The sequence below is a fragment of the Mucilaginibacter sp. P25 genome (assembly GCF_050859465.1).
Classification (GTDB): domain Bacteria; phylum Bacteroidota; class Bacteroidia; order Sphingobacteriales; family Sphingobacteriaceae; genus Mucilaginibacter; species Mucilaginibacter gossypii.
Genome location: NZ_CP193937.1, coordinates 6,576,085 through 6,601,275, shown reverse-complemented (window position 1 = coordinate 6,601,275; position 25,191 = coordinate 6,576,085). Strand labels below are relative to the sequence as shown.

The following is a 25,191-nucleotide window of genomic DNA, read 5'->3' as shown; positions in this document are numbered from 1 at the left end:
TGAAAATGGAAAATTGTTAAAGGATAGTTGAAACCGGTACATTTTCCGGCCCCACTTTTACACGATGTCCTTTCAATCCAAAAAGGGCCACTACCGCAAAGCATACCAACGGTACCACATAACCATTTTGAATATTGCCAGTTACATCGCTGATATAACCGAATGCCCTTGGCAACACAGCACCACCAACGATAGACATAATGATCAGGCTGCTGCCAAATTCCGTATCTGCCTTCAGATCTTTTATACCCAGCGCGAAAATGGTTGGAAACATAATGGACATGAAGAAACAGATCCCAATTACTGTGTAAACCGTGATCATGCCGTGACCAAAAATGGCGATTGCGGATAGCAAGATATTGATACCCGCATAAACTGCAAGTAAAACAGCCGAGCTATAATACCTCATCAGGAAAGTACCAATAAACCTGCCTATTAGAAATGCAGCGCCGCACAAACTGAGATAGTAGGTCGTTTGCACCTCCGTAAGTCTGGCAGATTTCGTGGCATAAAGAATAAACAAACTAAATACACAAACTTGCGCGCCAACATAGAAGAACTGGGCAGCCACACCCCATGCTAAATGACGATGCTTCAGGGCATGGAAAATGTTTTTACTGGCTGCGTGTCCTTCATGCTGCTGGATCCTTGGCAGCCGTGTAAACGCGAAAAGTATGGCAATAAACACCAACACGCTGCCTAATATAAAATAGGGTGTTTTTACTGATGAAGCTTCGGCGGCCAGCGCCAGTTTACGGCCCTCTTCTGTCATTGCGCTTAATTGTGCCGGAGTATAACCTTTTGTCAGTATAATACGCCCGCCAATTATAGGCGCGAGGGTGGCAGCAAGCCCGTTAAATGATTGCGCAAAGTTAAGCCTTTGTGTAGAAGTTGCGGGATCTCCTAATGAAGAAGCATAAGGATTGGCGGCAGTTTCTAAGATGGTTAACCCGCAGGCAATGATAAACAAAGCTACAAGGAAAAATGTGTACTGCTGCGTATTGGCTGCAGGTATAAATAAATAGGAACCAAACGCGAAAATTAGCAGCCCTGTGATAATACCTGTTTTATAACCATATTTTTTCATAATGAACCCCGCAGGTAAAGCCATCACGAAATAGGCTATAAACACCGCAGAATCTACAAGCGTAGCCTGCACTGTGGTAAGCGTAAACGACTTCTTTAAGTGCGGTATCAATATCGGGTCGAGGTTATGTGCAAACCCCCACAGAAAGAATAAGCTGGTTATTAATATAAATGGAAAAAGAGTTTTATTCTTTGTCATGATCTGATCATTGTATTAAACTTTTGTATGCCGGGTTAAAGGTTCTCAATTAATTACTGGGCAGTTATTTTAGCTGCCCATCCGCCTGCTGTATCCATATGGATGTTGATCACGGAATTAGCCGATAACTTTTTTCAGCCCGGGTTAGGCCTTGAGGAGATGACAACACATCGCCCCATGATGATAACGTGTAGTTGCCCGCCGGTAAAAAATCCATTTTCAATTGTACAGTCCTTTCAGAATCGTTTGTCATCGCGCCGATATACCAGTCTTTCCCGTTTCTTTTAGCAATAATGACATATTGGCCCGGGTAACCGCCGAGTACCTTCATGTCATCCCAAACAGTTGGTATATTGTTTAAAAAATCGGCTCCGGGCTTGCCTAAAATGTTTTCAGGCGCATCGCAATAAACCATAAACGGACTTTCGTAGATCACGAATTTTGCCAGCTCGGCACATCGGCTGTTCATTACCTGGGTAGGGCTTCCCTTTCTGAAATCGCTTTTCTTTACATTCAGGAATCCGCCGGGAGTATAATCCATTGGCCCGGCCAACATACGGGTGAATGGCAATGTGGTATTATGCCCGGCTGTTATCCTGGTCGAAAATTTGGAATATTCTTCTCCTAAAACTCCTTCGCGGGTTACCATGTTGGGATAGGTCCGCTCAATGCCGTCGGGTTTAAAAGCGCCATGAAAATCAACCATCAAATGATACTTTGCAGCCGTTTGGATGATACGACGGTACCAGTTCACCATTTGCTGATCATCGCGGTCCATGAAATCAATTTTTATTCCTGCAATACCCCAGTTTTCGTAAATCGGAAATGCTTTTTCAAAATTGTCATTCCGGTTAACATCCGAGCTATATAACCAAAGCCAGCATTTAACCTTTTTGGCTTTAGCATAGGCTAAAATCTCGGGCATATTTAATTGCGGAGCCACTTTGGTAATATCTGCTTCAGGCTTGTTAAATGGCCCATACCATTGCCAGTCAATAAGCATGTAAGGCCAATGTTGTGCCGATGCCAGGTCTATATACTTTTTGATCGTTGGCATGTCAACCTTTACGTCTCCGCTCCACCAGTTATCCCAGGCGCTCATGCCTGGTTTGATCCAGCTGGGATCTTTCAATACGTTAGGTGGGTTCAGGTTCTGTATCAGTTCCGATTCAATTAATTTACCTGGCGAAGCAGCCAGCATCACTACGCGCCAGGGTGTAAACAAATTATTAGTGAAGCGTGCTTTAACACCATTTTCACCTTCACCGGGTAGGGGCGATAGTTTGGTGATCAGGCTAATTTTGTCGGTAGTACCAGTGTCAGTTTTTGAGGATCCTATATAAAACCCCGGATAGTTATCAATATTGGCTTCAGTAAAAGCCGCATAATGATGCTCATCTAATTCTACCAGCAGGGGTAAGCCTGCAATTGTTTTATCAGTAATATGGTTTAGGTTTTTCGGTTGAAATTCGGTTTCCTGGGATGAGGTATAACTACCATAGTCTGCCACCCAGGTTTTTGCTTTTGCTGTTAAGTTAAAAGCGGTGAGCTCCTTTACTATCTGCCGGTCGCCGATTTTATCAGCCCCGAACAACTGGTAGCGAAAAGCAACACCATCGTTATAAGCTCTGAACAATATGTTCATGCGGCGCATTGGCGCTGATTTTTCAACCAGTGATAATTCCAGTTCATTGTAATGATCGGTTACGATACTGTGCTTCGCTTTTACTATCGGCGCCCACGTTTGGTTAACAGAATGCTCCACATGACCGGTTACGGCCATACCGTTGCCAAGAGCCGGTTCATCTTTAAACTCGAAACCGAGTGATGAAGGATGGACGATTGTTAAACCATTGCTGGAAACTGTATATCTCAGGCTGCTGGTGTTGTTTATTTCCACAACGGTTTTTTTATCCGGCGAAACCAGCTTAAACGTTTGCGCCAAAGAAGGAACTGCCAGTGAAACGGCAGTGATCAGGGCGTAACAAGTTTTCAGGTTCATCATATAAATTAAACAGCTCCTTCTATTTTTAAAACAAACGCATCTTTACCGGGTGCCTGCTCAGGTAATTTTACTTTAAGACCGGCCTCAGTCTGCTCAAAACTCAAATTGCCGTTTCCAAGCAAGCTTACACTGCTTACATTGCCTGCTTCATTACCTTTTGCTAACTTTTTAACAACGGCTTCATTCCCGGTTGGCCAACCCAGCATGGTGGCGTAAAGGGTTTTGCCTTTTACGGTAAACCGGATATCTTCGGCTCCGAATGGTTTGCCTTTGCCTTCATTAAAGCCCTGCGCGCTAATTGGAGCCGCTGAATCTGTTGCGGGCCCCTCTCCAAATACTTTCCAGGGGCGGGTGCCATAAATTGCCTCGCTGTTAACCTGCATCCAGGCTCCTATTCCCTCAACAACAGTTCGTTCTTCGCTGTCGATACTTCCGTCTCCCCGTAATGGGACATTTAAAAGCAGGTTACCGTTTTTACTTACAATATCAACCAGGGTATGTACCACTGTTTTGGCACTTTTGTAGCCTTTATTATCAAATATGCGCCGATCATAATGCCAGCCGCCAATACAAGTATCGGTTTGCCACGGTAAAGGTTCTATCTGGTTACTTTGGCCACGTTCTATATCCCATATCATGCATTTACGTTGCTGCTCATTCAATACTTTAGCAAACAGTGCGGCCTGCAACTTTCCATGCTTTTTAATGCTGGTATTGTACATATGCGCCGCTATTTTTAAACCGGCGTCGCTCACCGGCCATAGGGGCAAGGCTGTATCATCAAAATAAATCAGTTCTGGGCCGTATTTATCTATCAGCTCAATGGTTCGGTTCAAAAACTTATCGCAATAAGCCTTGCTGGGCACGCTTGCGCCGTTGCCCCAGTCCCAATGGCTGCCCATACTGTTGTTATCGAGGCTGTCCTTACTTAACGGATGGTTTTGTGCATATAATTCCTGTGGGTCGTAACCGTTCCACCATTTACCTGCACCATCAGCTTTGGTAAGCTTGCCATCATAAGGTACGCCTGCTAACGGGCCGGTTTTATCCGCGCGCTGGGCAACCTCGTACCAGGTCCAGGGGTGGGAGGCGTGTACGGTTACGCCAAAAGGCAAACCATGCTCTTTAGCTGCTTTGGCCCAGCCGCCTATCAGGTCTTTTTTGGGGCCAAGTTTAGTGGAGTTCCAGCTTTGGTATTTGCTGTCATAAAGGTCAAAATTATCATGGTGATTGGCCAGTGCCATAAAATATTTGGCACCGGCTTTTTTATATAGGCCAACCAACTCGTCAGGGTTCCAGTTTTCGGCTTTCCATTCATTAATAACGTCTTTAAAACCGAATTTGGAAGGATGTCCATATTTTTGGACGTGATATTTATACTGATCGCTGCCTTCCTGGTACATGCCGCGTGCATACCAGTCACCACGTTCCGGTTGGCATTGCGGGCCCCAATGCGCCCACATCCCAAACTTTGCATCGCGAAACCAGTCCGGCACCTGGTACTGAGCCAATGAATCCCAATTTGGTTTAAACGGCCCAGAAATAGTTTCAGTGTTTGTTTGCAGTAAACTGCTACCAAATACCTTTGACAGATACAGAGATGAGAGTCCCGTGGCCATGCCTTTTATTAATGTTCTTCTTTTCATAATTGAGTTTGGAAGTTTTGAAAAAGTACCTATCTGGATCAGCTATGCAAACGAGCAGCCAGGCCTTTAAGTAAATTTCTATATGTCATTATCTATAATTGGTTGATGAGCTATTCACGTTAAATTGATCATCAATCAAATTTCTTTGAAATAATATTCAAATAGTTGACCTAATGGGACTTTTTTTATACAAACCCGACTTTTTGAGTGTTTGATATTACGATTGAAGTTGAGATTGATAAAAGGATCGGATACTACTTAAATCATATTATTTTTCAGGTTTACCTATAAATAGCTTATTTATTGAGAATTACTTAATAATGGAAATTAAGCGTTTGTTTACGCCATATCAGGATGCGTAGTGAAGGAAGGTTTGGGAACGGGATTGTAAAAATGAAATCATTGGCTGTTTCAGACCATGCTGTTCTCGGGTTGTGGCATTATCGGTGAAAAAAGCGATAATGATAAGTAGGTATGAATACTAATGATTGAAGCCAACCTGGTACATCTGTTTTTTATATTCACTGGGCGACATACCGGTTAGCTTTTTGAATGTTTTGGAAAAATAAGAAAGGTTATCAAACCCGGTTTGCGTGCAGATCTCTGAGTAAGCCATTCTGCTTGTTGCCATCAGATATTGTGCACGTTCAATTCGTTTTTCATTTATATAATTTAATGGCCTGGTTCCTGTGTGCTGCTTAAATTGCCTTGAAAAGTAATCGACATTTTGATTTGCCCGGGATGCAAGCAGGTTTACGGAAAGATCCATATGTAAATTAACAAGGATATAATTTAAGGTTTCCGCAATTTTAATGGGTATAGATTTATGTTCCGGATGTTTAAATAATTGTGGGTTAAGGAATTTTGCGGTTAACATCAGGAGGATACCCTGGGTTTCCAGGTACACGGAAGTGTTTTGTTGATTATTAAGTTCCTGATATTCCTTATAGTAGATATCTTTTTCATACACCTTAGGATTATCTGACCTGTTAATTCCCCTCCCCGGGTTAATTTCAAGCAGTCTGTTAAAAAGGTTTATATCCATTTCGGTGGCCATTGTTTTCAATACAACCCTGTGATTAGCAAAAAGCGAACTTCCATCTATCGAATCTTCAAAAAACTGTACAAAATACTGGCCCAGGTAATCGTTGCAACTTAAATTACATAGGGTGAAGCTTGGAACGATGTACAAATAACCCGGTTCAAGTTTTAGCGAACTGGCTGCATCTGAAATTTCACCTTCTCCATCATCTATATAATAAATGCGATAGTAAGGGCTGATCACATTCCTGTAATTCCATTTTGGGTTTAACCTTACGTAATCAACGTTAAGGAGCGAGAAAGTATGCTTTAAATTCCTTTTAATCATCTGAACTACAAATATGCAAATTGATTTGACACACCTAAAAGTATATGAGTGGTTTAAAGATTATGAAGTCGGTTTTTTACAAAAAAAGTCCATTTAAATCAAAATTTGAATGCTTATTTTACTGTAGGTTTGAATTAACCAATATAAGCGGTAAAAGAATAGGCTTTCCTTTTTAACGGTTGGTGGAAGTTTGAAAGTATCCTCATAATCGGGTGTTTTTGGATTTATACGTTCAAAATAGGATATTTACTAAAGCCATATTAAAAAAGACTTGTTTTTGTGAAGATAGTCTAACCTATTGATCGAACTTTATGAGTACCCCTATCCCTAAGCTATGAGATATAAATTATCCATAAGCATGCTTGTTTTACTATTGACGCTGCGTGTCGCTTTTGCACAAAATGGTAAATATCAGTTTTCGCAGTTAAACCGAAGTAATGGCTTATCGCACAACCAGGTAAACTGCATTTATAAAGACTCCGAAGGTTTTATGTGGTTCGGAACTGCATCAGGGCTTAACCGTTATGATGGCTACAGTTTTAAAATATTCAAGCATGACGCAAATAACAAAAAGTCGCTTAATGATGATTTTGTAAGCGGTATTTTTGAAGGACCCGGCAAAAAATTATGGGTATCAACCCGCGGAGGATACTGTTTTTATGATCCGGAAACGGAACAGTTTGACAGTGATATGTCGGTAATGACGCGCTCGTTAAAGGTTCCCGGATATCCTAACGTATCTAAAATAATTCGCGGTGGTAAGGGCGAGTTTTGGCTGGTGTGCCCGGATTCCGGTCTGTACAGGCATAATGAAATAAACAAAACAACCCGTCGGTATTATCATCACCGTTCAGGTGCGTCATTGTATTCAAATTTTATCTCAGATATAACACTGGATGCAACCGGCAATGTTTGGGTGGTGTACCGTAACGGCATCGTTGAGATGTTCGATATCAAACAAAACAAAATTACTTATCATACCGAGGTATTTAATAAAGCCGTTAATAACAAAGATGCTTATTACGCTATTACTGTGGATAAGGACAATGATTTATGGTTTTACACACCTGGTTTTTACGCCAACGCGTATTATTACAGTCCCTCAAGCAGGGCGTTCAGGCCTATCGCTAACGAACCTTCGGGGCTCAAATTAAAATCTAATATCATCAGCAACATTATCCAGGCCGATGACGGCCTGATATGGATAGCAACCGACCACGGTGGTATAAATTTGTTAGATAAAAAAACTTTCACATTTACCTATTTATTGAACAGGGAAGATGATGCCAAATCATTAAGTCAAAACAGCGTTATCAACCTTTATAAAGACGATTCGGGTATTATGTGGGCAGGCACCTTTAAAGAAGGTGTAAGCTATTATCACAAAAATATTATCCGGTTCCCATTGTACAGGCACTTCGCTTCAGACCCTAAAAGTTTGGGCTTCGAAGATGCTAACAAGTTTGTTGAAGATAAAAATGGGAATATTTGGATTGGTACAAACGGGGGAGGCTTAATTTATTTTAACCGTGAAACCGGCAGTTTTAGGCAGTATAAGTATGAACCAGGAAATGCAAACAGTCTCAGCAACGATATTATTGTCAGTTTATGTATCGATCATGATCAAAAATTGTGGATAGGGACATATTTTGGCGGCCTGGACTGCTTTGACGGAAAAACGTTTACCCATTATAAACATGACGATAAGATAGCGGGGAGCCTTGCCGATAACCGGGTGATGAGTATTTTCGAAGATTCATCGCATAAGTTATGGATAGGGACATTTGCAGCCGGGCTCCAGATATTTGACAGAGAAAAAAGAAATTTTCCCCTCCCTTTAAACAAACAGATATCAGGTGTCTTTACGTTTCTGCTCTGTTTGAAGACCGCAAAGGCAATATTTGGGTTGGAGGATACTTTGGTATCGATGTGATTTTAAAAAATACAGGCAGGTTTATTCATTACAGCATAAATAAAGATGATCCTAACAGCTTAATCAGTAATACAATCAACTGCATTAACCAGGACAGGCACGGCTTGATCTGGATAGCTACACGCTACGGATTAAGCATACTTAACCCCGAAACCAACAAGTTCACATCACTAACAAAGCGAAACGGATTACCAGATAATGCCATATTGCAAATACTGGAAGATAGCAAAGGAAGAATGTGGTTTAGTACTGCTAATGGTTTAAGCAGGGTAACGCTTATTGCCCAAAAGGCTCCTTACGCTTTTAGGTTTGAGAATTTTGATGAAACGGATGGTTTGCAAGGCAGGGAATTTAATGACCAGGCAGGGCTCAAAACCCGCAAGGGCGAACTTATATTTGGCGGCGGGCATGGTTTCAATATTTTCGACCCGTTAGCCATACATGCCAATACCAACAAGCCTAAACTAACTTTTACTGATTTTTTGCTGTATAACAAAAGTATTAAAGCCAATGAAGAAGTTAACGGACATGTGGTATTGTCAAAAGCTATTTCGGCAACCCGCGAGCTGACACTGACACACAGCGAAAATGTATTTACCATTGAGTTTGCCGCGCTTAATTTCTTTAATCCCAACAAAGTAAAACATCAGTATATGCTGGAAGGCTTTGATAAGGATTGGATTGATGCCGATAATGCTACGCGAAAAGCTACCTACACCAACCTTGATGGCGGCGATTATACTTTTAAAGTACGGGCGGTTAGCCAGGAAGGGCGGTGGGACCCTGATTATATCACATTAAAAATTAAGGTATTGCCCCCGTTCTGGAAATCGACAATGGCTTATTTTATTTATATATTACTTTTATTTGGGATCCTATTTTTGATGCGCCGGCGCGGAATTCAAAAAATAAGAAGGCAGTTTGAAATCGAAAAGGAGAAACGCGAGGCTAAATTGTTAATTGAAAATGAGCGGCAGGAGGCCAGGCGTATGCATGAGCTGGACATGATGAAAATTAAGTTTTTCACCAATGTAAGCCATGAATTCCGGACCCCTTTATCATTGATCATGGCACCTGTTGATAAGATTTTAAAGCAAACCGAGGCCGAAGAGCAGAGAAATCAGTTGCAATTAATTAACCGCAATGCCAAACGGTTACTAAATATGGTAAACCAGTTGCTTGATTTCAGGAAAATGGAGGTGCAGGAACTTAGGCTGCATGCACGGAGTGGTGATATTATCAGTTTTATTAAGGAAATGGCTTATTCGTTCTCGGATGTTGCTGAGAAAAAACATATCAGGCTGGTATTCGACTCGGAAATTCAAAACCTGATTATCAACTTTGATCACGATAAAATCGAACGCATCATCTTCAACCTGCTTTCTAATGCTTTTAAGTTTACACCTGATGGCGGACATATAAGCGTTTTATTGGCGATACTCGAAAAGGACTCTGGAAAGCAACAGCTTGAGATAAAGGTTATTGATACGGGTATTGGTATTCCGTTAGATAAGCAGGACAGAATTTTTGAGCGCTTTTTTCAAAACGAAGTGCCAGGATCTATGGTTAACCAGGGTAGTGGTATAGGGCTGTCAATAACTAAAGAATTTGTAAAGCTGCACAACGGTGAAATATCAGTGCAAAGTGAACCCGGACAAGGCAGTTATTTTACTATATTTTTACCTGTTGATTTAGTAACAGACGAAGAAGTATCGATAAATGAACCTGATTTCCCCGGACAGCGGTATCCGAAAATACCGATTGGGTACAGATGGGAGGCAGCAATTCAATTAAGAAGCTTTCTGTTTTACTGGTTGAAGACAATGAGGATTTTCGTTTTTATTTGAAAGACAATTTAAATGAAACTTTTAACATCATCGAAGCTGCTAATGGAAAGGAAGGATGGCAGAAAACCCTGGCCCTTCATCCTAACCTTGTAGTCAGCGATATTAGCATGCCTGAGATGAATGGCATAGATTTATGCCGCAAAATACGAAACGATAAACGTACATCACATATACCGGTTGTTCTCCTTACTGCTGTTACAGATGAAGAACAGCAATTGCAGGGACTTGAAACGGGTGCCAATGATTACCTTACCAAGCCTTTCAATTTCGAAATACTGACTTCTAAATTAAAGAACATACTGGCCATGCAGCAAGATATGCGTAAAACTTATCAAAAGCAGCTTGATGTTAAACCAACTGAAGTAGAAACCGAATCACTTGATGAAGCGTTTATAAAAAAGCAGTACAAATAATTGAAAAAAACATTGACAACGCCGAATTCTCGGTAGAGGAATTGAGCAGCGAATTATGTGTGAGCCGCGTAACCCTGTACAAAAGAGCGCTGGCTTTAACAGGAAAATCTCCCGTAGATCTGATCCGCACCATCCGCCTCAAACGTGCCGCACAGTTGCTTGAGAATTCACAGTTAACTATATCACAGATCTCCTACAAAGTAGGCTTTAAAAGTCAAAAGTATTTTGTACGATGCTTCAAGGCCGAATTTAATTGCCTTCCATCTGCGTATGTCAGCAATAAGAACAAATAGTGTTTTATAATCGATTTTACCGCAAGCAAATTGCTTTTATTATTTTAAAAAAACGATTTACCTGATTTTGTTATTGGTTTAACTTGATGCTTTTTGGGTCTTTTTGTTAAATTTAGTACAACATCTGTTTCAGTTACGACCGATTATTAGGTATAAATTCACTTTAACATATTGTAAATAAGTACAGTATGTGGTTTTAACATTTGTGTACCCATTTGTGAACAATCGATTGCACCCCGACATTTAAATTAGCAGCATAATTCAATGTTTCTTTATTGTAAAACGCAATTAAAGTTGGGCATTGCTTAAGCCAATTTTCAAACCTGCTTAATTTACTATGATGTTAAAACGTATACTTTGGTGTACTACTGTTATTTTTTCGATTGCTTCTCCGCTCAAGGCCGCTTATTGCAATAGTCCTCAAAAGGCAATAAAAGATACAGCCGTTATCAGAACAATCTATCCCTCATACAATATATCGCCCAAAGCTCCCGATAAAACGAGAATGGATAACACTGCAGTTCAACGGACAGCAAATATCAAATTGGGCTGGAACATCGGCAACACAATGGAAGCGCTCGGCGCCGAAACCGGCTGGGGCAACCCTTTAATCACAGAAGATTATATCAAGTTGGTTAAGCGGAGCGGTTTTAACGCTATTCGTATCCCTTGCGCCTGGGATCAATATTCAGATAAAAAAACTGCCAAAATACAGGATGCCTGGTTAAACCGCGTAAAACAGGTAGTACAATATTGTGTAAAAAACGATACGTATGTGTTGCTCAATATTCACTGGGATGGCGGTTGGCTTGAAAATAATATTACTCCGGCAAAACAGGATTCTGTTAACGCTAAACAAAAAGCGTTTTGGGAACAAATTGCAACGGCAATGCGCGATTTTGACAGAACATGTGATGTTTGCCAGCGCCAACGAACCCAGTACAAATGATGCCGCCCAAATGTCGGTACTGCTTTCATATCACCAAACGTTTGTGAACGCGGTGAGGTCAACAGGTGGCAGAAACAGTTACCGGGTGTTAATTGTCCAGGGCCGTCGGCTATCGAAATCATAGCCGCTGATAAATAATGTTTAACAAAGGATTTAAAGAAATAATGTTTATGAAATGCATAGTTACTTGTTTTATTGCTCTTCTATTTTTCGGTAGTGTATCTGCACAAAACAAAAACGAGGCTGCCCTTAAATTAAAGATCAATAGGATCATCAAAAAGATGACACTTGAAGAGAAAATAGCAATGTTGCACGGCAACGCTTTATTTTCTTCGGCAGGTGTGCCCCGTTTAGGTATCCCTGAATTGACCTGTGACGACGGGCCATTAGGCGTGCGCGAAGAAATTAAACGTTTTGACTGGGCTTCGGCTAACTGGACAACCGATTCGGCTACGTTCTTACCCAATGGTTCGGCAATAGCTGCCACCTGGAACCCTATAATGGCCAATAAATATGGCGTGGTAATAGGAGAGGAAGCGAATGCCCGAAAAAAATGTAATGCTTGCACCGGCATTTAATATCTGCAGGATGCCTCTTTGCGGCCGTACTTATGAATATTACTCAGAAGACCCTTATTTAAACAGCCAGTTGGCCATTCAATCGGTAAAAGGGATTCAAAGTCAGCACGTGGCTGCCTGCATTAAACACTTTGCAGCTAATAACCAGGAACTCGACCGCGATAGTGTAAATACAATAGTTGATGAAAGAGCTCTACAGGAAATCTATTTCCCGGCTTTTAAAGCCGCCGTTCAGCAGGGCAATGCTTATACCGTTATGTCGGCTTATAATAAGTTAAATGGTTATTGGTGTTCTGAAAATGGGTATTTATTAAACAAAGTTTTAAAAGGAGACTGGGGCTTTAAAGGCGTAGTTATGTCTGACTGGGCCGGCACACATCATACCGTCGCGGCGGCAAATAACGGCCTGGATATTGAAATGGGTTCAAGTGGACCTTATGATCAATGGTATCTGGCTAAACCATTGCTTGCCGCTGTTAAAGCCGGGGAGGTTTCAGTAAAAACTATTGACGATAAAGTGGGCAGGATTTTATGGCTCATGTACCATACATCTATGAGTACCAACCATCCAAAAGGGGCTATCGCAACACCGGAGCACACTAAAGCCGCATATGATATCGCCTCAGAATCCATAGTTCTGTTGAAAAATGATAAACAATTATTGCCGTTAAAAACAAGTGAGATCAAACGCATAGCAGTTATAGGGGATAATGCCGTACGCACTTTCGCCTTAGGAGGATATGGCGCAGGTGTAAAGGCTAAACAGGAGGTTACCGCATTAGAAGGTATAAAATCAAGGTTCGGCAAAACTGCCGATATCAGGTTTGCACAGAGTTACAGGGCAAGTTATCTGGCAAGTAAAACTGCTGAGCAAAATGGCGACTATAATGAACCTGATCAGGACCTGATTAATGAAGCCGTAGCGCTCGCTAAAAGCAGTGATGTTGCCATTTTGTGTATCGGTTCAAACCGTGAATACGAAAGTGAAGCCCATGATCGTAAAAGCCTGGAGCTGCCTTTTGGTGAGCAGGCTTTGGTTAACGCCGTAAGTGCCGTTAATCCAAATACCGTTATTGTAGTAATGGCTGGCGCGCCATTTGACCTGAACGAAATCAAAAAATCAAATCACGCCATTGTTTGGTCATGGTTTAACGGATCAGAAGCCGGCAATGCGCTGGCCGATGTGTTGAAGGGAACTATAAACCCATCGGGTAAGCTGCCGTTTACCTTTCCTGCTTCGTTAAATGATTCACCGGCATTTAATTTGAACACCTATCCAGGCGATAATCTCACAGCCGAATATAAAGAAGGAATATTGGTTGGTTATCGCTGGTACGATACTAAAAATATAGTGCCGCTGTTCCCATTTGGTTATGGCCTTTCCTATACTGATTTTTCAATCAGCAAGCTTTCAACAGATAAATCAAGCTATAAAAAAGACGAAACGATCCATGCGAAGTTTACGATCAAAAATACAGGTGAAAGAAGTGGCGCCGAAGTTGTGCAATTGTATGTGAATGATCCGGTTTGTTCGGTACAGCGTCCTGAAAAAGAGCTCAAAGCCTTTAAAAAGGTATTTTTAAAGGCCGGCGAAAAAAGACGATAGAAATGCAGGTGAAAGTCGCAGATCTGGCATTTTATGATGAAGCAAAAAAGGTTGGAACACTGAAGCCGGCGAATACGTTCTCGAGTTAGGTAATTCATCCCGTAATATTATTCTCAAAACAAAGATTACGGTTAAATAACTGTTTTAAGCATATTACTTTTATGAAAAAAATAACAATAGTCATCTTGCTTTTGGCTTACAGTGTTGTAAGTTTCGCCCAGTCTTCCGGGCGAAAACAATTGTTTGATTACAATTGGAAATTTAACCTGGGTGACGATTCGTTGGCACGGTTACGGGATTTTAATGATAATGCCTGGCGTAACCTTGACTTGCCGCATGATTGGAGCATTGAAGGGAGCGTAAGCCCCAAAAATCCAACGGGAGGTGCAGGCGGTTATTTCCCGGCAGGCATTGGCTGGTATAGAAAAACGTTCAAGGTAGCTCCTGAATGGAAAGGAAAAAACGTTTCGGTTTATTTTGAGGGCGTTTACATGAACTCGGAGGTTTTTATCAATGGTAAATACCTTGGTATCCGGCCTTATGGTTATTCGTCATTTAGGTATGATCTTTCGCCTTACCTGGATTTTAACAAAGAGAATGTGATAGCCGTACGTGTGGATAATTCACAGCAAATAAACAGCAGATGGTATAGTGGTTCCGGGATCTACCGCCATGTGTGGATTGACGTTACCAATCCCTTACACTTAGCCGATTGGGGAGTAGCCATTACAACACCCGAAGTCTCTTCAAAGCAGGCTTCGGTACAGGTTAAGGCTACGATAAAAAACGAAACCGGCTTTCCGCAGCGCATCGCTGTTAACACCCGGCTGCTATCCGTAAGCTTTAAAGATGCGGGAAATAATACAACAAAGGTAGAGTTACCGGCACACGGCGAAAAAGAGGTTACTCAAATTATAAAAGTATCGAAGCCATTATTATGGACACCGGAAACCCCTTATTTATATCAGGCTCAAATCCAGGTATTAAAAGGCAATGAAAAAATAGATGAGACAAAGACCTCTTTTGGCATCCGCTCAATAAAATTTACGCCGGAAAAAGGTTTCCAGCTTAATGGTAAAACCGTAAAGATCAACGGCGGATGTGTTCATCATGACAACGGGTGCCTTGGTGCCGCTGCTTTTGACCGGGCAGAGGAACGTAAGGTTGAGTTGATGAAAGCTGCAGGCTTCAACGCCGTGCGTACATCTCATAACCCTCCGTCCGAAGCTTTTTTAGAAGCTTGCGACAGGTTAGGCTTATTAGTTATTGATGAGGCTTTTGATGGCTGGCGAGTTGGTAAAAACAAACACGACTATTCGGTATATTTTGATAACTGGTCGAAACTTGATCTGGAAACAATGGTGCTGCGCGACAGGAATCACCCTTCAATTTTTATGTGGAGTATCGGTAATGAAGTTGTTGAACGGAACAAACCAGAGGCTGTTACGACCGCTAAAATGCTTGCAGGTATTGTTAAAGGTATAGATAGCACACGACCGGTAACATCGGCAATTGTAAAGTGGGGCAATGACTGGGAATCTTTAGATCCGCTTATGGCGGCCCATGATGTTTGCGGTTATAATTATCAACTGCAAGGTGCGCCTGCTGATCATAAAAGGGTTCCTTCACGTGTTATTTTTCAAACCGAATCATATCCTCGCGATGCTTTTGCCAACTGGAAGCTGGTACAAAACAACAATTATATCATTGGTGATTTTGTGTGGACAGCGATAGATTATTTAGGCGAATCGGGAATTGGCCGCTGGTATTATTCGGGCGATGTGCCAGGAGAACATTGGGAAAACGATTTCTTTCCGTGGCATGGTGCGTATTGCGGAGATATAGATTTAACCGGATGGAGAAAACCGATTTCGCACTACCGCAGCATGTTGTACAACGATAAGGAAAAGCTGTACATGGCTGTCCGCGAGCCAAAGCCCGAACCACTGGAAATCAAAGAGACCTGGTGGTCGGTATGGCCGACCTGGGAGAGCTGGACATGGCCAGGCTTTGAAGGCAGAAAATTAGATGTAGAAGTATATTCCAAATATCCCAAAGTAAGGCTTTACTTTAATGATAAGCTTCTTGGAGAGAAGCCTGCAACAGTAAATCAGGAATTTAAAGCTACTTTCTCAGTGCCCTATACGCCAGGGACTCTCAAAGCAGCAGGCGTTGAAAATGATAAAGAAATTGAATCAACTACGCTGCAAACTTCAGGCTCCGCTACTAAGATCTGGCTCATTGCTGACCGTAAGCAGCTATTGCCGAATGGGCAGGACCTATCCTATGTTTCAATTGAAATCACTGATAAGGATGGCGTACTACAACCAAATGCATCAAATCGCCTTCAATTTAAAATTGAAGGGCCTGGTGTAATGGCCGGGGTGGATAATGCGGACGTGAAGGACACTGACCCATATACAGGCAATTCGCGCAAAGCCTGGCGTGGCCGGGCCATGGTGGTAATCAGGAGTACTCATAATGCCGGCGATATTAAGCTTACCGTTAGTTCGGCGGGGTTATCTGATGCAACTATCGCCATTAAAGCGCTCACACATTGACACAGGGGAAACACGCAGGGAACGCGCCAATTATTGATATATCAAAAAAGAACATGAACGTCCGGCCAATATTATGGCTAAAATCAAATAAGAATATATTGTTTGATAAGGACGATGCCGGAAGTTTTTCGCTTGCGCCGTATAAGCCCGAATTTATCGAACTGCGATAGATTTTTCTGTTTACATATAAATACCTGAAAAAATGATAACTAACCTTAAAAAGATTTTCGCGCTTAGCTTCGTCCTGTCCGGGATGTCGTTGATGCTGCGCGGACAAGAGCTGTCCGTTAACAATGGCCCGTTCAAGCCTTCGGATACTTCTTTTAAACAATACCAGTATCCTGCGTGGTTCAGAGATGCCAAGTTTGGTATCTGGGCGCATTGGGGACCGCAAGCCGTGCCCCCGCCAGGGTGATTGGTATGCCCGTAACATGTATATTCAGGGCAGCGAACAAAATAAATATCACGTTGCGCATTACGGGCATCCGTCAAAGTTTGGTTATAAAGACATTATACCATTATGGAAGGCGGAAAAATGGGATCCTGAGAAATTGATGGCGCTATATAAAAAAGTCGGGGCAAAATATTTTGTTAGCATGGGCACTCATCATGACAATTTCTTTTTATGGAACTCTTCACTGCACCGGTGGAATGCCGTACAAATGGGCCCTCATAAAGATGTGGTTGGCATTTGGCAAAAAGAGGCTAAGAAGAACGGTCTTAAATTTGGCGTGTCGGAGCATTTGGGCGCAAGCTATACATGGTACCAGCCTTCACATAATGCCGATACCTCCGGCGCTTACAAGGGTGTTCCATACGATGCGAATGATCCAGCTTATGCTGACTTATATCACCCGAAAGCGAAAGCCGATGATCGCGGCTGGTATACTACAGATCCTGAATGGCAGCTTACCTGGTATAAATCTATTAAAGAACTGGTAGATACTTATCACCCCGACCTGCTTTACTCAGATGGCGGCTTCCCGTTTGGGGATATTGGCCGTGACATGTTAGCTAATTTTTACAACGGAAATGTCGCCTACAACAATGGGCAGCTCACCGCTGTGTATAATTGCAAGCAACCTTCGCAGGGTATGTGGGTACAGGATCTTGAACGGGGCGTTCAGGATTCAATCAGCGCGTATCCATGGCAAACGGATACTTCTATAGGCGATTGGTTTTATCGTACCGGCCAAACCTACAAAAGTGGTACGGATATTATACGAATGCTGGTAGACATAGTAAGTAAAAATGGTAACCTGCTGATAAACATTGTGCAAACACCCGAGGGGGATTTAGAGCCCGATATGTTGAATACACTTGATGAGATAGGTAAATGGACGGCTGCTAATGGCGAAGGGATCTACGGATCACGACCATGGAAAAAATTTGGAGAACGCCCGGAAAACGCAGTGAAAGTTAAATCCGACAACTTTAATGAAGACCGGATGAAATACACGGCAGAAGATATCCGTTTCACCTGCAATGGCAACAAGTTATATGCTTTTTTACTTGATACGCCCACTTCAGATATTCGAATCAAATCGCTGGGTAAATCGTCGGCAATAAACATCAAAAAAATACGCTCCGTGAAACTTTTGGGCAGTAAAGAAAAAATACAATGGCAGCAGGAAGCGGATGCACTTGTTATCAAAAAGCCCTTAAACTTGCCCGCCTGGAAGGTATCAGGTTTTAGGATTGAGCTTGCTGATTAAGGCAAATCTGTTTAAGATAAATAAATTAAAAGACAGGCCCTTCTGCTTCAACAGAAGGGCCTGTCTTTTTCTGGAGACTAAAAGGAAGCTGCGTGCAATTCCTGCAATGATAAACTTCGATCTACTATTTTCGCTACATTAAAGCAGTCGATAAGCAGCTCTTTACCATATTTATTTTATAAAAATCAAACCGGATTATCTGTAAATTAATAGAAGATTTGTTAATTTAAGAAACGTATTTGAAGATAGAAAAGTGAATATCAGGTGTATAAAGGTTGTTATATGATATGCTTGACTTGGCTTTCTCCTGTGCTGTGTTATTAATTATATTCTATGAACCAACTACTGCGTAATAACATCGCCAGGCACGTTTCGCTCAGCGAAGATCAACTGCAACAGTTTCATGATCTTTTTGAACCTCGGTTGTTTAAGAAAAAAGCTATTTTCTATCAGAAGGACAAATTTGTGCCCATGAAGGTTTTGTGCTGAAAGGACTTTTCCGTGTTTACCATGTGGACGCAAACGGTGTTGAGCAAGTTCTTTATTTTGCGCCCGAAGATTGGTGGATTGCTGATATCGACAGTTTTTCTAACCAAAAACCATCAAATCTATTTATTGAGGCTTTGGAAGATAGTGAAGTCCTGGTCATTTCCCGGAAAAACAAGGATCTCGCTTATGAGCATTTTCCTGCCATTGAGAAGCTGTTCCGTATCATGACGCAGAAAACGCATGTAGCCTTGCAGCGCAGGATGATCGATAATTTGAGTAAAACGGCCGATAAACGATACCAGGACTTTTTAGCAAAGTATCCGGATTTATACAACAGGTTATCCAACAGGCAAATAGCGGCATACCTGGGGATTAGTCATGAGTTTTTGAGCAAAATTCGTAATAAACTGGCAAAGGAGAAGTAGCTGTATTTTTGCGTTTGTTGAACTTGTTCAATGTTTTTCGTTTTGACCATGGGTACCTTTGTTTAATCTATTAATCAATAAGGTTTAACAAAAGGTTTTTAACTATGGAAACGCAGGCACAGCAATTTAAACAATTTCAATCAGGCAATCTTACACTTGATGTATTTATTGCAGCGGAAACCGGTTTTGGCGTAACATCAACAATTATTTCGGGGAAGACGGAAGCAATGCTCGTCGATGCCCAGTTTACCCTGGCCGAGGCGGAAGTTGTTGCGGAGCACATCAAAAACTCGGGTAAGAAATTATCTTTAATTTATATCAGTTATGCCGATCCCGACTTCTATTTCGGATTGGAGATCTTCAAACGTTACTTTCCTGAGGTTACAGTTTATGCAAATGACACAACCATTGAACATATCAAGGCAACCTCGCAAAAAAGCTTGACGTTTGGGGAGGCCGCCTTGGCAATGCCCTTACCAAAAATGTGGTATTGCCGCAATTGCTAAAGGATGGTTTATTTGAATTGGAGGGCGAAAAAATTGAAATATACGGACTTGAAGAGTTCCCTTCGAGATCTTTTGTATGGATCCCTTCCGTAAAAGCTGTAATAGGGGGCATTAATATTTTTGGCAGCAATTTCAACCTGTGGACAGCCGACGCGCAAACCCCCGACACACGTGATAAATGGATTGCTATTTTGAATAAGATTACTGCACTGGCGCCATCAATTGTAATTCCTGCCCATACTGATCAGTATTCCGCTTTCGATACTGCGTCAGTGTCCCACACTAAAAACTACCTTTTATTTTACGAAGAAGCCCTGAAAGCAAATAAAACATCAGGGGAGTTGATTGCTGCTATAAAAAACCATTATCCCGATCTTAAGTTTGATATAGCACTTCAGATTGGAGCTAAAGTAAACACAGGCGAAATGAAATGGTAAATATTAAAAGCGATGACAAATCTTGAAATTGTAAAGAGCACTTACGAAGGAAAATCTTCGGAAGAAAACGGCAAAAACCTTCAAAAATTTCTCGCACCTGATGCTGTTTGGACAGAGGCCGCGGGATTTCCGCTCGCCGGCACTTATATAGGTTTTGAAGCGATTGCCCAAAATGTGTTTTATCGCCTGGCTACCGAGTGGATCGATTATAAGTTTACGCTGGAGGGTTATGTTGCTGATGGCCATAAAGCAGTTGCCTTTGGTACATATAGCGGTACCTATAAAGAAACAAACAAATTTTTTAAAGCGCGCGTGGCGCATCTTTGGCAACTGGAAAACGGCCTCATAACGTCTTTTGAACAGTTTGTGGATAGTAAAACGGTTGATGAGGCAACAAAATGAATAATTAATCAATGAGGCTCAGTTGCGTTCATTATTGATTTGAGGGCGCGACAAAAAAATGCCCGGGGCCAGTGGAAGCCCCAGGTGTTTTTTTAATTTGCGCCTTGCTTAATAGCGGTTATCGTACGCTGATCTTTTACTGTATAATTTCTTCTGTCCAGAGCGCCGCCTGTATCCCAATAAAATGGCAGCATGCCACGTGTTTTTGCTTGTTTTGTAACATAAAAATTCCAATAGTCTACCGCATCTTCATGTGTTGGTAAATCTAAAGGAACGTGCGCTGTGTTGTCGCGCCTGTAGGCACCATATTCGCCTAAAAGAACAGGAATCCCTTTATCAACGAAGTTTGTCTTCATTAGGTTGAATGAGGCGTCGACATCGCTCTCTTCACCCCAGGTGGCATTTCGTTCAGGCTCAATAGCCGAGTGGTGCCCTGAGCCCCAATAATAAAACATTTTACCCCAGCTTGCATCATTGTCCAACAGGCAGCAGAACTGAAATGGAGAATAGTAATGTACCTCTACCATCAGCTTGTTTGTCACCTGATCTTGCGGAAGATTGGTCATAAAAGCACTTGTTTTCTCCATATTAGTAGAGGGGCCCTGAAGTACCAATACACGATAGACATTTTTTCCACCGGTTGATCTAACCGCGTTAATAAAGGTTTGATGATAGGTAGAAAGTATCGCCGTTGCCGCGGCATCATCTGCAGCTGGCTCATTAGCACTGGCAAACATCAGGTGTTCATCAAAATCGCGCATAGCTGTGGCAATTTGTTCCCATAATGCCTTTTGTTTAGCATTAACTGAATCTTGTTTGGCTTGGGTAATGTTATTTTCAAGCCAGCCACCATCCCAATGGATGTTAAGCAACACATACATATCATTGTTTACGCAATACCCTACTACTTCTTTTACCCGTTTTATCCAGTTTGGATCTATTTGCGCAGTTGCCGGGTTACTTAAATGGCCCATGTTCCAGGCGCAGGGGAGGCGTATGGCATTAAAGCCTTGCTGTTTTACAAATTTTACATAATCTTCAGTGATTAGCGGATTGCCCCAGCCTGTTTCGCCGCCAGAAGCTTCCAGTGTATTGCCAATATTCCAACCCAATTTTATTTTCGTGGCAAGCTGAACAGCGTTACTGCTCATCCCGGTTGCATCAGGAGCTATTGGTGAAGTATTGTAATTGGGGAAAAGGTTTGATGTTTGAGACACTTTTAAGGTTCTCGCCTGTCCGTTTGAGGAGTTTATGGTCAAGGTACTGGAACGTGTTGATCCTGTACCGTTTTCTGATAACGTTTTGATATGAATGACGATACTGCCGCTATTGCCTGATGTGGTGCTTAACTGCAGCCAGGTAGAGCCTGGATTAACGATATTCCATGTTGCATTACAGGAAATAGAAAAATCCTGCGTACCGCCCTGAGGTGTAAAAGTTATTGCTGTTTGGTTTACAGTAAGTTCCGGCGGGGCGTTATTCGTTTTTTTACACGAAAAAAACGAAATCAATACAATTGGTATTAAAAATACTGGTTTTAAGAAAAATGTTTTTTTCATTTTTTAAATGATTGGTAATAAATTCTTTGTTTGTTTTTGCATGCGATTATTGGTTTGGGTTAGGTAAGTATTAGAACAATTATGGTGTAGTTATTTGAGGTACGCAGAACCGTTTTTTTAAAATTCATGCTGCACAAAGCCTTGTTAGCTTACGTTGTTAAAAAATGCCGGGGCCCTGCTACAACCCCAGGCATTCACTTATTCAACTAACTTTTACTTTTTAATTTAAACTGTTGTCAGGTTATGAACAGTTATATTAAATTCTTTACCGGAGTTTTCTCCGTATCTCAGCTTTCAGAGTTTTAATATCCAGGCATCAGCTAAAAAAATGCCGGGACCTGTTAAGGCCCCGCGCATTCATTTATAATCAACTAACTCTCTCGCTTATTTAACTCTTACTACTCTGATATTATCAATAGCCGCTTCAAAATTTTGAACAGTACTTGAGCCATCATTAGTAAATGTAACGTTGATGGCCCCGGCTCCTGCTGAACCAAGCAGATCTGAAAGCGTTGGTGCCGGAAAGCCTTTACTGTCAACAAAATTTGACAATGGAATAGTAACTGTTTGCCAGCCCTTGGTAGTAAACGGAACTGTTGCTCCTGTGGAGGTTTTCCACGGATGATAAAGGGCTGAATAATTCCATGAGTAATCTTTTACTATTTGGATAGAGCCGTTTATCCATGGCTTGGTAACCGATATCTCGAATTTTAAAACATAATGGCTTAAGGTATCTTTCATGTTGGCCTGAGGTATCCATTGCGCCGAGTTTGTATTGATTGACCTACCGTCATTCCACCAGGATCCATCGCCGGCAGGGACATTTGATGCTTTCATGATCCCATAATAACCGGTGTTGCCAGGGTAGTTTGCCGAACTGTTGGAAGTGCCCGAACCCCACGAGAAATTATTAATGTTATCGTAATTATTCAATACCCCGTTTACAAAATTGTGTATCGAATAAACAGTTGCGGCTTTGCCTGATTTTGTTTCAACGCTTACAATACCACCCGTTTGCGTAATGCCTGCAGGCACCGCAAGACTAATGCTTGTGCCATCATTTGACGATTTAAAGTTGGTGATATTAATTCCGCCGTAAATGACGCTTTTAACAAAGAAGAAGCTAAGCCCGTTTATTTTAACCGAATCGCCCGGGTTAGCGTCTTCGTTAGAAACGCCTGTAATAGTAGGGGCGGGCGCTACAATAGGGAACGAAAACGTAGTTTGACCATGATTGGTAATGTATTGGATGGTATTCAGCTTATCCGAAGGTACCGTCGGGAACGCAATAACAGCCGGTATGAGAGCTATAGCGCTGGTATCTGAAAACCAGGCGTCATTAAAAGAGCCTTTTACGCCATCAAAATTGATAGCAAGTGCACCTTTTAAATTTTTACCCGAAATAACTACCCATTGACCGGTACCCACACTGCTCAGTAGCGAATCCCCGGGATGGGCCACATAATTACGGATAGAGGTAATCACAGGAGTCCCTTTTGATGATGATGTTGCATCCTTTTTACAGCCGGATTGCATAAATGCGGCCGCAACAAGCAAGGCAAGCAGCAAACAGCTTTTAATATGATTTAATTTTTTCATGATTTTAAGAATTATCTAAACGATTCTGAATGCAATTAATAATAGGGTACAGGGGCCTCTAACAACTTAGGGTCTGCCGTTTGCTCATTTGCCGGTATAGGCAGCGTAAATGTGTTAACGGTCGGCGGCGTTATGATCAGGCTATTATTAGATGCTTTTTTTACTCCAGTGGCCGGATCATAGCTAAATTGTGAACGCGGCACGTACCTGTTATTAGGATCAGGGTCATTTGTAAGGGTTATTTGCTTACTAATTATGGAAATTGCCTTATTAGGGTCGTAATAAGAAAGGCGCACAAGGTCAAACCAGTACTGGCCTTCAAAGGCCAGCTCAATCCGTCTTTCTTTCATGATGATATCAGGAGTAAGTTGGGTAACAACATCAACACCCGCCCTGCTGCGTACCTGATTAAAGTACAGCAATGCATCCGTGTTAGTGGTTGATGCGTTGTTGCCTAATAAAGCTTCGGCATAAATTAAATATACATCGGCAAGGCGTAATACAGTATTATGCTCGATAGATGACCAAAGGTCCATAGTAGGCGAGTTGTTATCGGCGGCGGTACCTACTATGTGTTTTTTAACGTTTACACCAGTTGCTGTGTAACCTCCACCTGCCGCGTTAAGCTCAGGGTATTTATCACCGGTAAGCATAAATGTAGCTTTGCGGCGTACCGAGTCCTGGGCAGTATACTGGTTTGCAAGATCTATCGTTGGGCCAATTGCGCCGCCCCAGCCGCCGCCGCCGGTAACAAGGCTGCCGCTTGGTGCAAATTGGGCTTGTATGGAATTACCTTGCCCGTAAGGTACTCCAGGCGCCCATTGATAGGCAAATAATGATTCAGAATTGTCATTATACTGTGTCCTGAAAAGATTGTAGTAGCTTGGTAAAAGAGATAAACCGCTGGTTTTGCAAACATTACCGGCATAGTACGCGGCGCTATCCAGATCAGACTGGTTGCGTGAGCCTTTTTGATTTAAACCGGCCCGGGTTAAATAAACTTTTGCCAGCATACCCTGCGCCGACCATGTAGTAACACGGCCAGGCTGATCAGTTCGGGGCAAATTAGCAACGGCGTATCTTAAATCATTGATAATAAACTTGTATACATCCTCAAGCTTATGGCGAGGTACCAGCGGGTTAGCTATCAACTTGTCATTATCTTCTACAATAGGTACAGGCCCCCATAACTGGGCAAGATAAAAATAGGAAGTAGCACGAATAAACCTGATTTCACCAAGCGCGCTTGTTTTACTTTTTACGGCTACGCTATCGGGCATTTTGGTCTTAATGGCTTTAATATTGATGTTGCAATGCGCTATAACGTTAAAAAAGCTTTGCCATGCCGATGTTAGCGTTCCGTTTTGCGGCGTGATGGAAAAGGTAGTAAGCTGAACGAGATCGGCATTATAAGGCTGTAACATATTGCCGCTCATGATATCCCCCATCCCAAGCAATGGAAAGTTATTCCAGGTAGCCCAGGGCTGCGCGTAAAGTGTAGCTGTAGCCAATCTTAAATCCGAACCGCTTTTATAAAAATTATCGGTAGTAATACCGGTTAAAGGGGGCGGTTA

The 25,191-nt window shown here is 42.0% G+C and carries 23 protein-coding genes; 16 read left to right on the top strand and 7 right to left on the bottom strand.

Annotated elements, in window-relative coordinates; genetic code table 11:
• Window positions 1-16 precede the first annotated feature (16 nt).
• The 4 genes from fucP to ACRQ5D_RS33195 all read right to left on the bottom strand — a co-directional run bounded on the left by fucP (window position 17) and on the right by ACRQ5D_RS33195 (window position 6,305).
• The gene (gene fucP, locus ACRQ5D_RS33210) at window positions 17-1,285 is read right to left on the bottom strand and encodes an L-fucose:H+ symporter permease (RefSeq protein ID WP_091170054.1); all 1,269 of its coding nucleotides are present in this window, start codon (window positions 1,283-1,285) and stop codon (window positions 17-19) included.
• Window positions 1,286-1,394: 109 nt separating this feature from the next.
• Window positions 1,395-3,290, bottom strand: coding sequence for a glycoside hydrolase family 97 protein (locus ACRQ5D_RS33205; RefSeq protein ID WP_431198871.1), 1,896 nt, complete (start codon window positions 3,288-3,290; stop codon window positions 1,395-1,397).
• A gap of 5 nt (window positions 3,291-3,295) precedes the next feature.
• Complete coding sequence (locus ACRQ5D_RS33200; protein ID WP_091170048.1) at window positions 3,296-4,936, bottom strand: alpha-L-fucosidase; 1,641 nt, start codon at window positions 4,934-4,936, stop codon at window positions 3,296-3,298.
• 481 nt (window positions 4,937-5,417) lie between these two features.
• A complete protein-coding gene (locus ACRQ5D_RS33195; protein ID WP_091170045.1) occupies window positions 5,418-6,305 on the bottom strand; it encodes a helix-turn-helix domain-containing protein in 888 nt (295 codons plus the stop codon).
• Window positions 6,306-6,639: 334 nt separating this feature from the next.
• Here ACRQ5D_RS33195 and ACRQ5D_RS33190 point away from each other — a divergent pair, with 334 nt between their 5' ends.
• The 16 genes from ACRQ5D_RS33190 (at window position 6,640) to ACRQ5D_RS33115 (ending at window position 20,459) form a co-directional block, all read left to right on the top strand.
• Window positions 6,640-8,238, top strand: coding sequence for a ligand-binding sensor domain-containing protein (locus ACRQ5D_RS33190; RefSeq protein WP_431198870.1), 1,599 nt, complete (start codon window positions 6,640-6,642; stop codon window positions 8,236-8,238).
• Window positions 8,157-10,085, top strand: coding sequence for an ATP-binding protein (locus ACRQ5D_RS33185; protein WP_432329945.1), 1,929 nt, complete (start codon window positions 8,157-8,159; stop codon window positions 10,083-10,085). Before ACRQ5D_RS33190 ends, ACRQ5D_RS33185 begins: the two co-directional genes overlap by 82 nt.
• On the top strand, window positions 10,082-10,498 hold the full coding sequence (locus ACRQ5D_RS33180) for a response regulator (RefSeq protein WP_432327923.1): 417 nt from the start codon (window positions 10,082-10,084) through the stop codon (window positions 10,496-10,498). Before ACRQ5D_RS33185 ends, ACRQ5D_RS33180 begins: the two co-directional genes overlap by 4 nt.
• 41 nt (window positions 10,499-10,539) lie before the next feature.
• Entirely contained in the window at window positions 10,540-10,791 is a 252-nt protein-coding gene (locus tag ACRQ5D_RS33175; protein WP_432327922.1) for a helix-turn-helix domain-containing protein, read from the top strand.
• Between the two features lie 337 nt (window positions 10,792-11,128).
• On the top strand, window positions 11,129-11,740 hold the full coding sequence (locus tag ACRQ5D_RS33170; protein WP_432327920.1) for a glycoside hydrolase family 5 protein: 612 nt from the start codon (window positions 11,129-11,131) through the stop codon (window positions 11,738-11,740).
• Window positions 11,706-11,864, top strand: a complete 159-nt coding sequence (locus ACRQ5D_RS33165; RefSeq protein WP_431198868.1) for a cellulase family glycosylhydrolase — start codon at window positions 11,706-11,708, stop codon at window positions 11,862-11,864. The genes ACRQ5D_RS33170 and ACRQ5D_RS33165 overlap by 35 nt, the downstream gene beginning before the upstream one ends.
• 46 nt (window positions 11,865-11,910) lie before the next feature.
• A complete protein-coding gene (locus ACRQ5D_RS33160) occupies window positions 11,911-12,318 on the top strand; it encodes a hypothetical protein (protein WP_431198867.1) in 408 nt (135 codons plus the stop codon).
• Window positions 12,281-13,924 (top strand): glycoside hydrolase family 3 C-terminal domain-containing protein, encoded by a 1,644-nt coding sequence (locus ACRQ5D_RS33155; RefSeq protein WP_432327918.1) that lies wholly within the window; start codon window positions 12,281-12,283, stop codon window positions 13,922-13,924. Before ACRQ5D_RS33160 ends, ACRQ5D_RS33155 begins: the two co-directional genes overlap by 38 nt.
• 161 nt (window positions 13,925-14,085) lie before the next feature.
• The gene (locus ACRQ5D_RS33150; protein ID WP_091170038.1) at window positions 14,086-16,485 is read left to right on the top strand and encodes a glycoside hydrolase family 2 TIM barrel-domain containing protein; all 2,400 of its coding nucleotides are present in this window, start codon (window positions 14,086-14,088) and stop codon (window positions 16,483-16,485) included.
• A gap of 202 nt (window positions 16,486-16,687) precedes the next feature.
• Window positions 16,688-16,900, top strand: coding sequence for an alpha-L-fucosidase (locus ACRQ5D_RS33145; RefSeq protein WP_218134450.1), 213 nt, complete (start codon window positions 16,688-16,690; stop codon window positions 16,898-16,900).
• Complete coding sequence (locus ACRQ5D_RS33140) at window positions 16,842-18,200, top strand: alpha-L-fucosidase (protein ID WP_369596629.1); 1,359 nt, start codon at window positions 16,842-16,844, stop codon at window positions 18,198-18,200. The genes ACRQ5D_RS33145 and ACRQ5D_RS33140 overlap by 59 nt, the downstream gene beginning before the upstream one ends.
• Window positions 18,201-18,533: 333 nt before the next feature.
• Entirely contained in the window at window positions 18,534-18,689 is a 156-nt protein-coding gene (locus tag ACRQ5D_RS33135) for a hypothetical protein (RefSeq protein WP_431198863.1), read from the top strand.
• Complete coding sequence (locus tag ACRQ5D_RS33130) at window positions 18,683-19,114, top strand: Crp/Fnr family transcriptional regulator (RefSeq protein ID WP_431198862.1); 432 nt, start codon at window positions 18,683-18,685, stop codon at window positions 19,112-19,114. The genes ACRQ5D_RS33135 and ACRQ5D_RS33130 overlap by 7 nt, the downstream gene beginning before the upstream one ends.
• Window positions 19,115-19,218: 104 nt before the next feature.
• On the top strand, window positions 19,219-19,620 hold the full coding sequence (locus ACRQ5D_RS33125; RefSeq protein ID WP_431198861.1) for a hypothetical protein: 402 nt from the start codon (window positions 19,219-19,221) through the stop codon (window positions 19,618-19,620).
• Window positions 19,605-20,057: a hypothetical protein gene (locus ACRQ5D_RS33120; RefSeq protein ID WP_431198860.1), complete on the top strand. Its 453-nt coding sequence runs from the start codon at window positions 19,605-19,607 to the stop codon at window positions 20,055-20,057. Before ACRQ5D_RS33125 ends, ACRQ5D_RS33120 begins: the two co-directional genes overlap by 16 nt.
• 12 nt (window positions 20,058-20,069) lie before the next feature.
• A complete protein-coding gene (locus ACRQ5D_RS33115; protein ID WP_091170029.1) occupies window positions 20,070-20,459 on the top strand; it encodes a nuclear transport factor 2 family protein in 390 nt (129 codons plus the stop codon).
• Window positions 20,460-20,551: 92 nt separating this feature from the next.
• On the opposite strand, the gene ACRQ5D_RS33110 is transcribed toward ACRQ5D_RS33115, so the two are convergent.
• The 3 genes from ACRQ5D_RS33110 to ACRQ5D_RS33100 form a co-directional block, all read right to left on the bottom strand.
• Window positions 20,552-22,018 (bottom strand): cellulase family glycosylhydrolase, encoded by a 1,467-nt coding sequence (locus ACRQ5D_RS33110; protein WP_091170026.1) that lies wholly within the window; start codon window positions 22,016-22,018, stop codon window positions 20,552-20,554.
• Between the two features lie 384 nt (window positions 22,019-22,402).
• Window positions 22,403-23,617 carry a glycan-binding surface protein gene (locus ACRQ5D_RS33105; RefSeq protein ID WP_091170023.1) on the bottom strand — a complete coding sequence of 405 codons (1,215 nt, stop codon included), beginning with the start codon at window positions 23,615-23,617 and terminating at the stop codon, window positions 22,403-22,405.
• Between the two features lie 35 nt (window positions 23,618-23,652).
• On the bottom strand, window positions 23,653-25,128 hold the full coding sequence (locus ACRQ5D_RS33100) for a RagB/SusD family nutrient uptake outer membrane protein (protein WP_431198859.1): 1,476 nt from the start codon (window positions 25,126-25,128) through the stop codon (window positions 23,653-23,655).
• Between the last annotated feature and the right edge of the window lie 63 nt (window positions 25,129-25,191).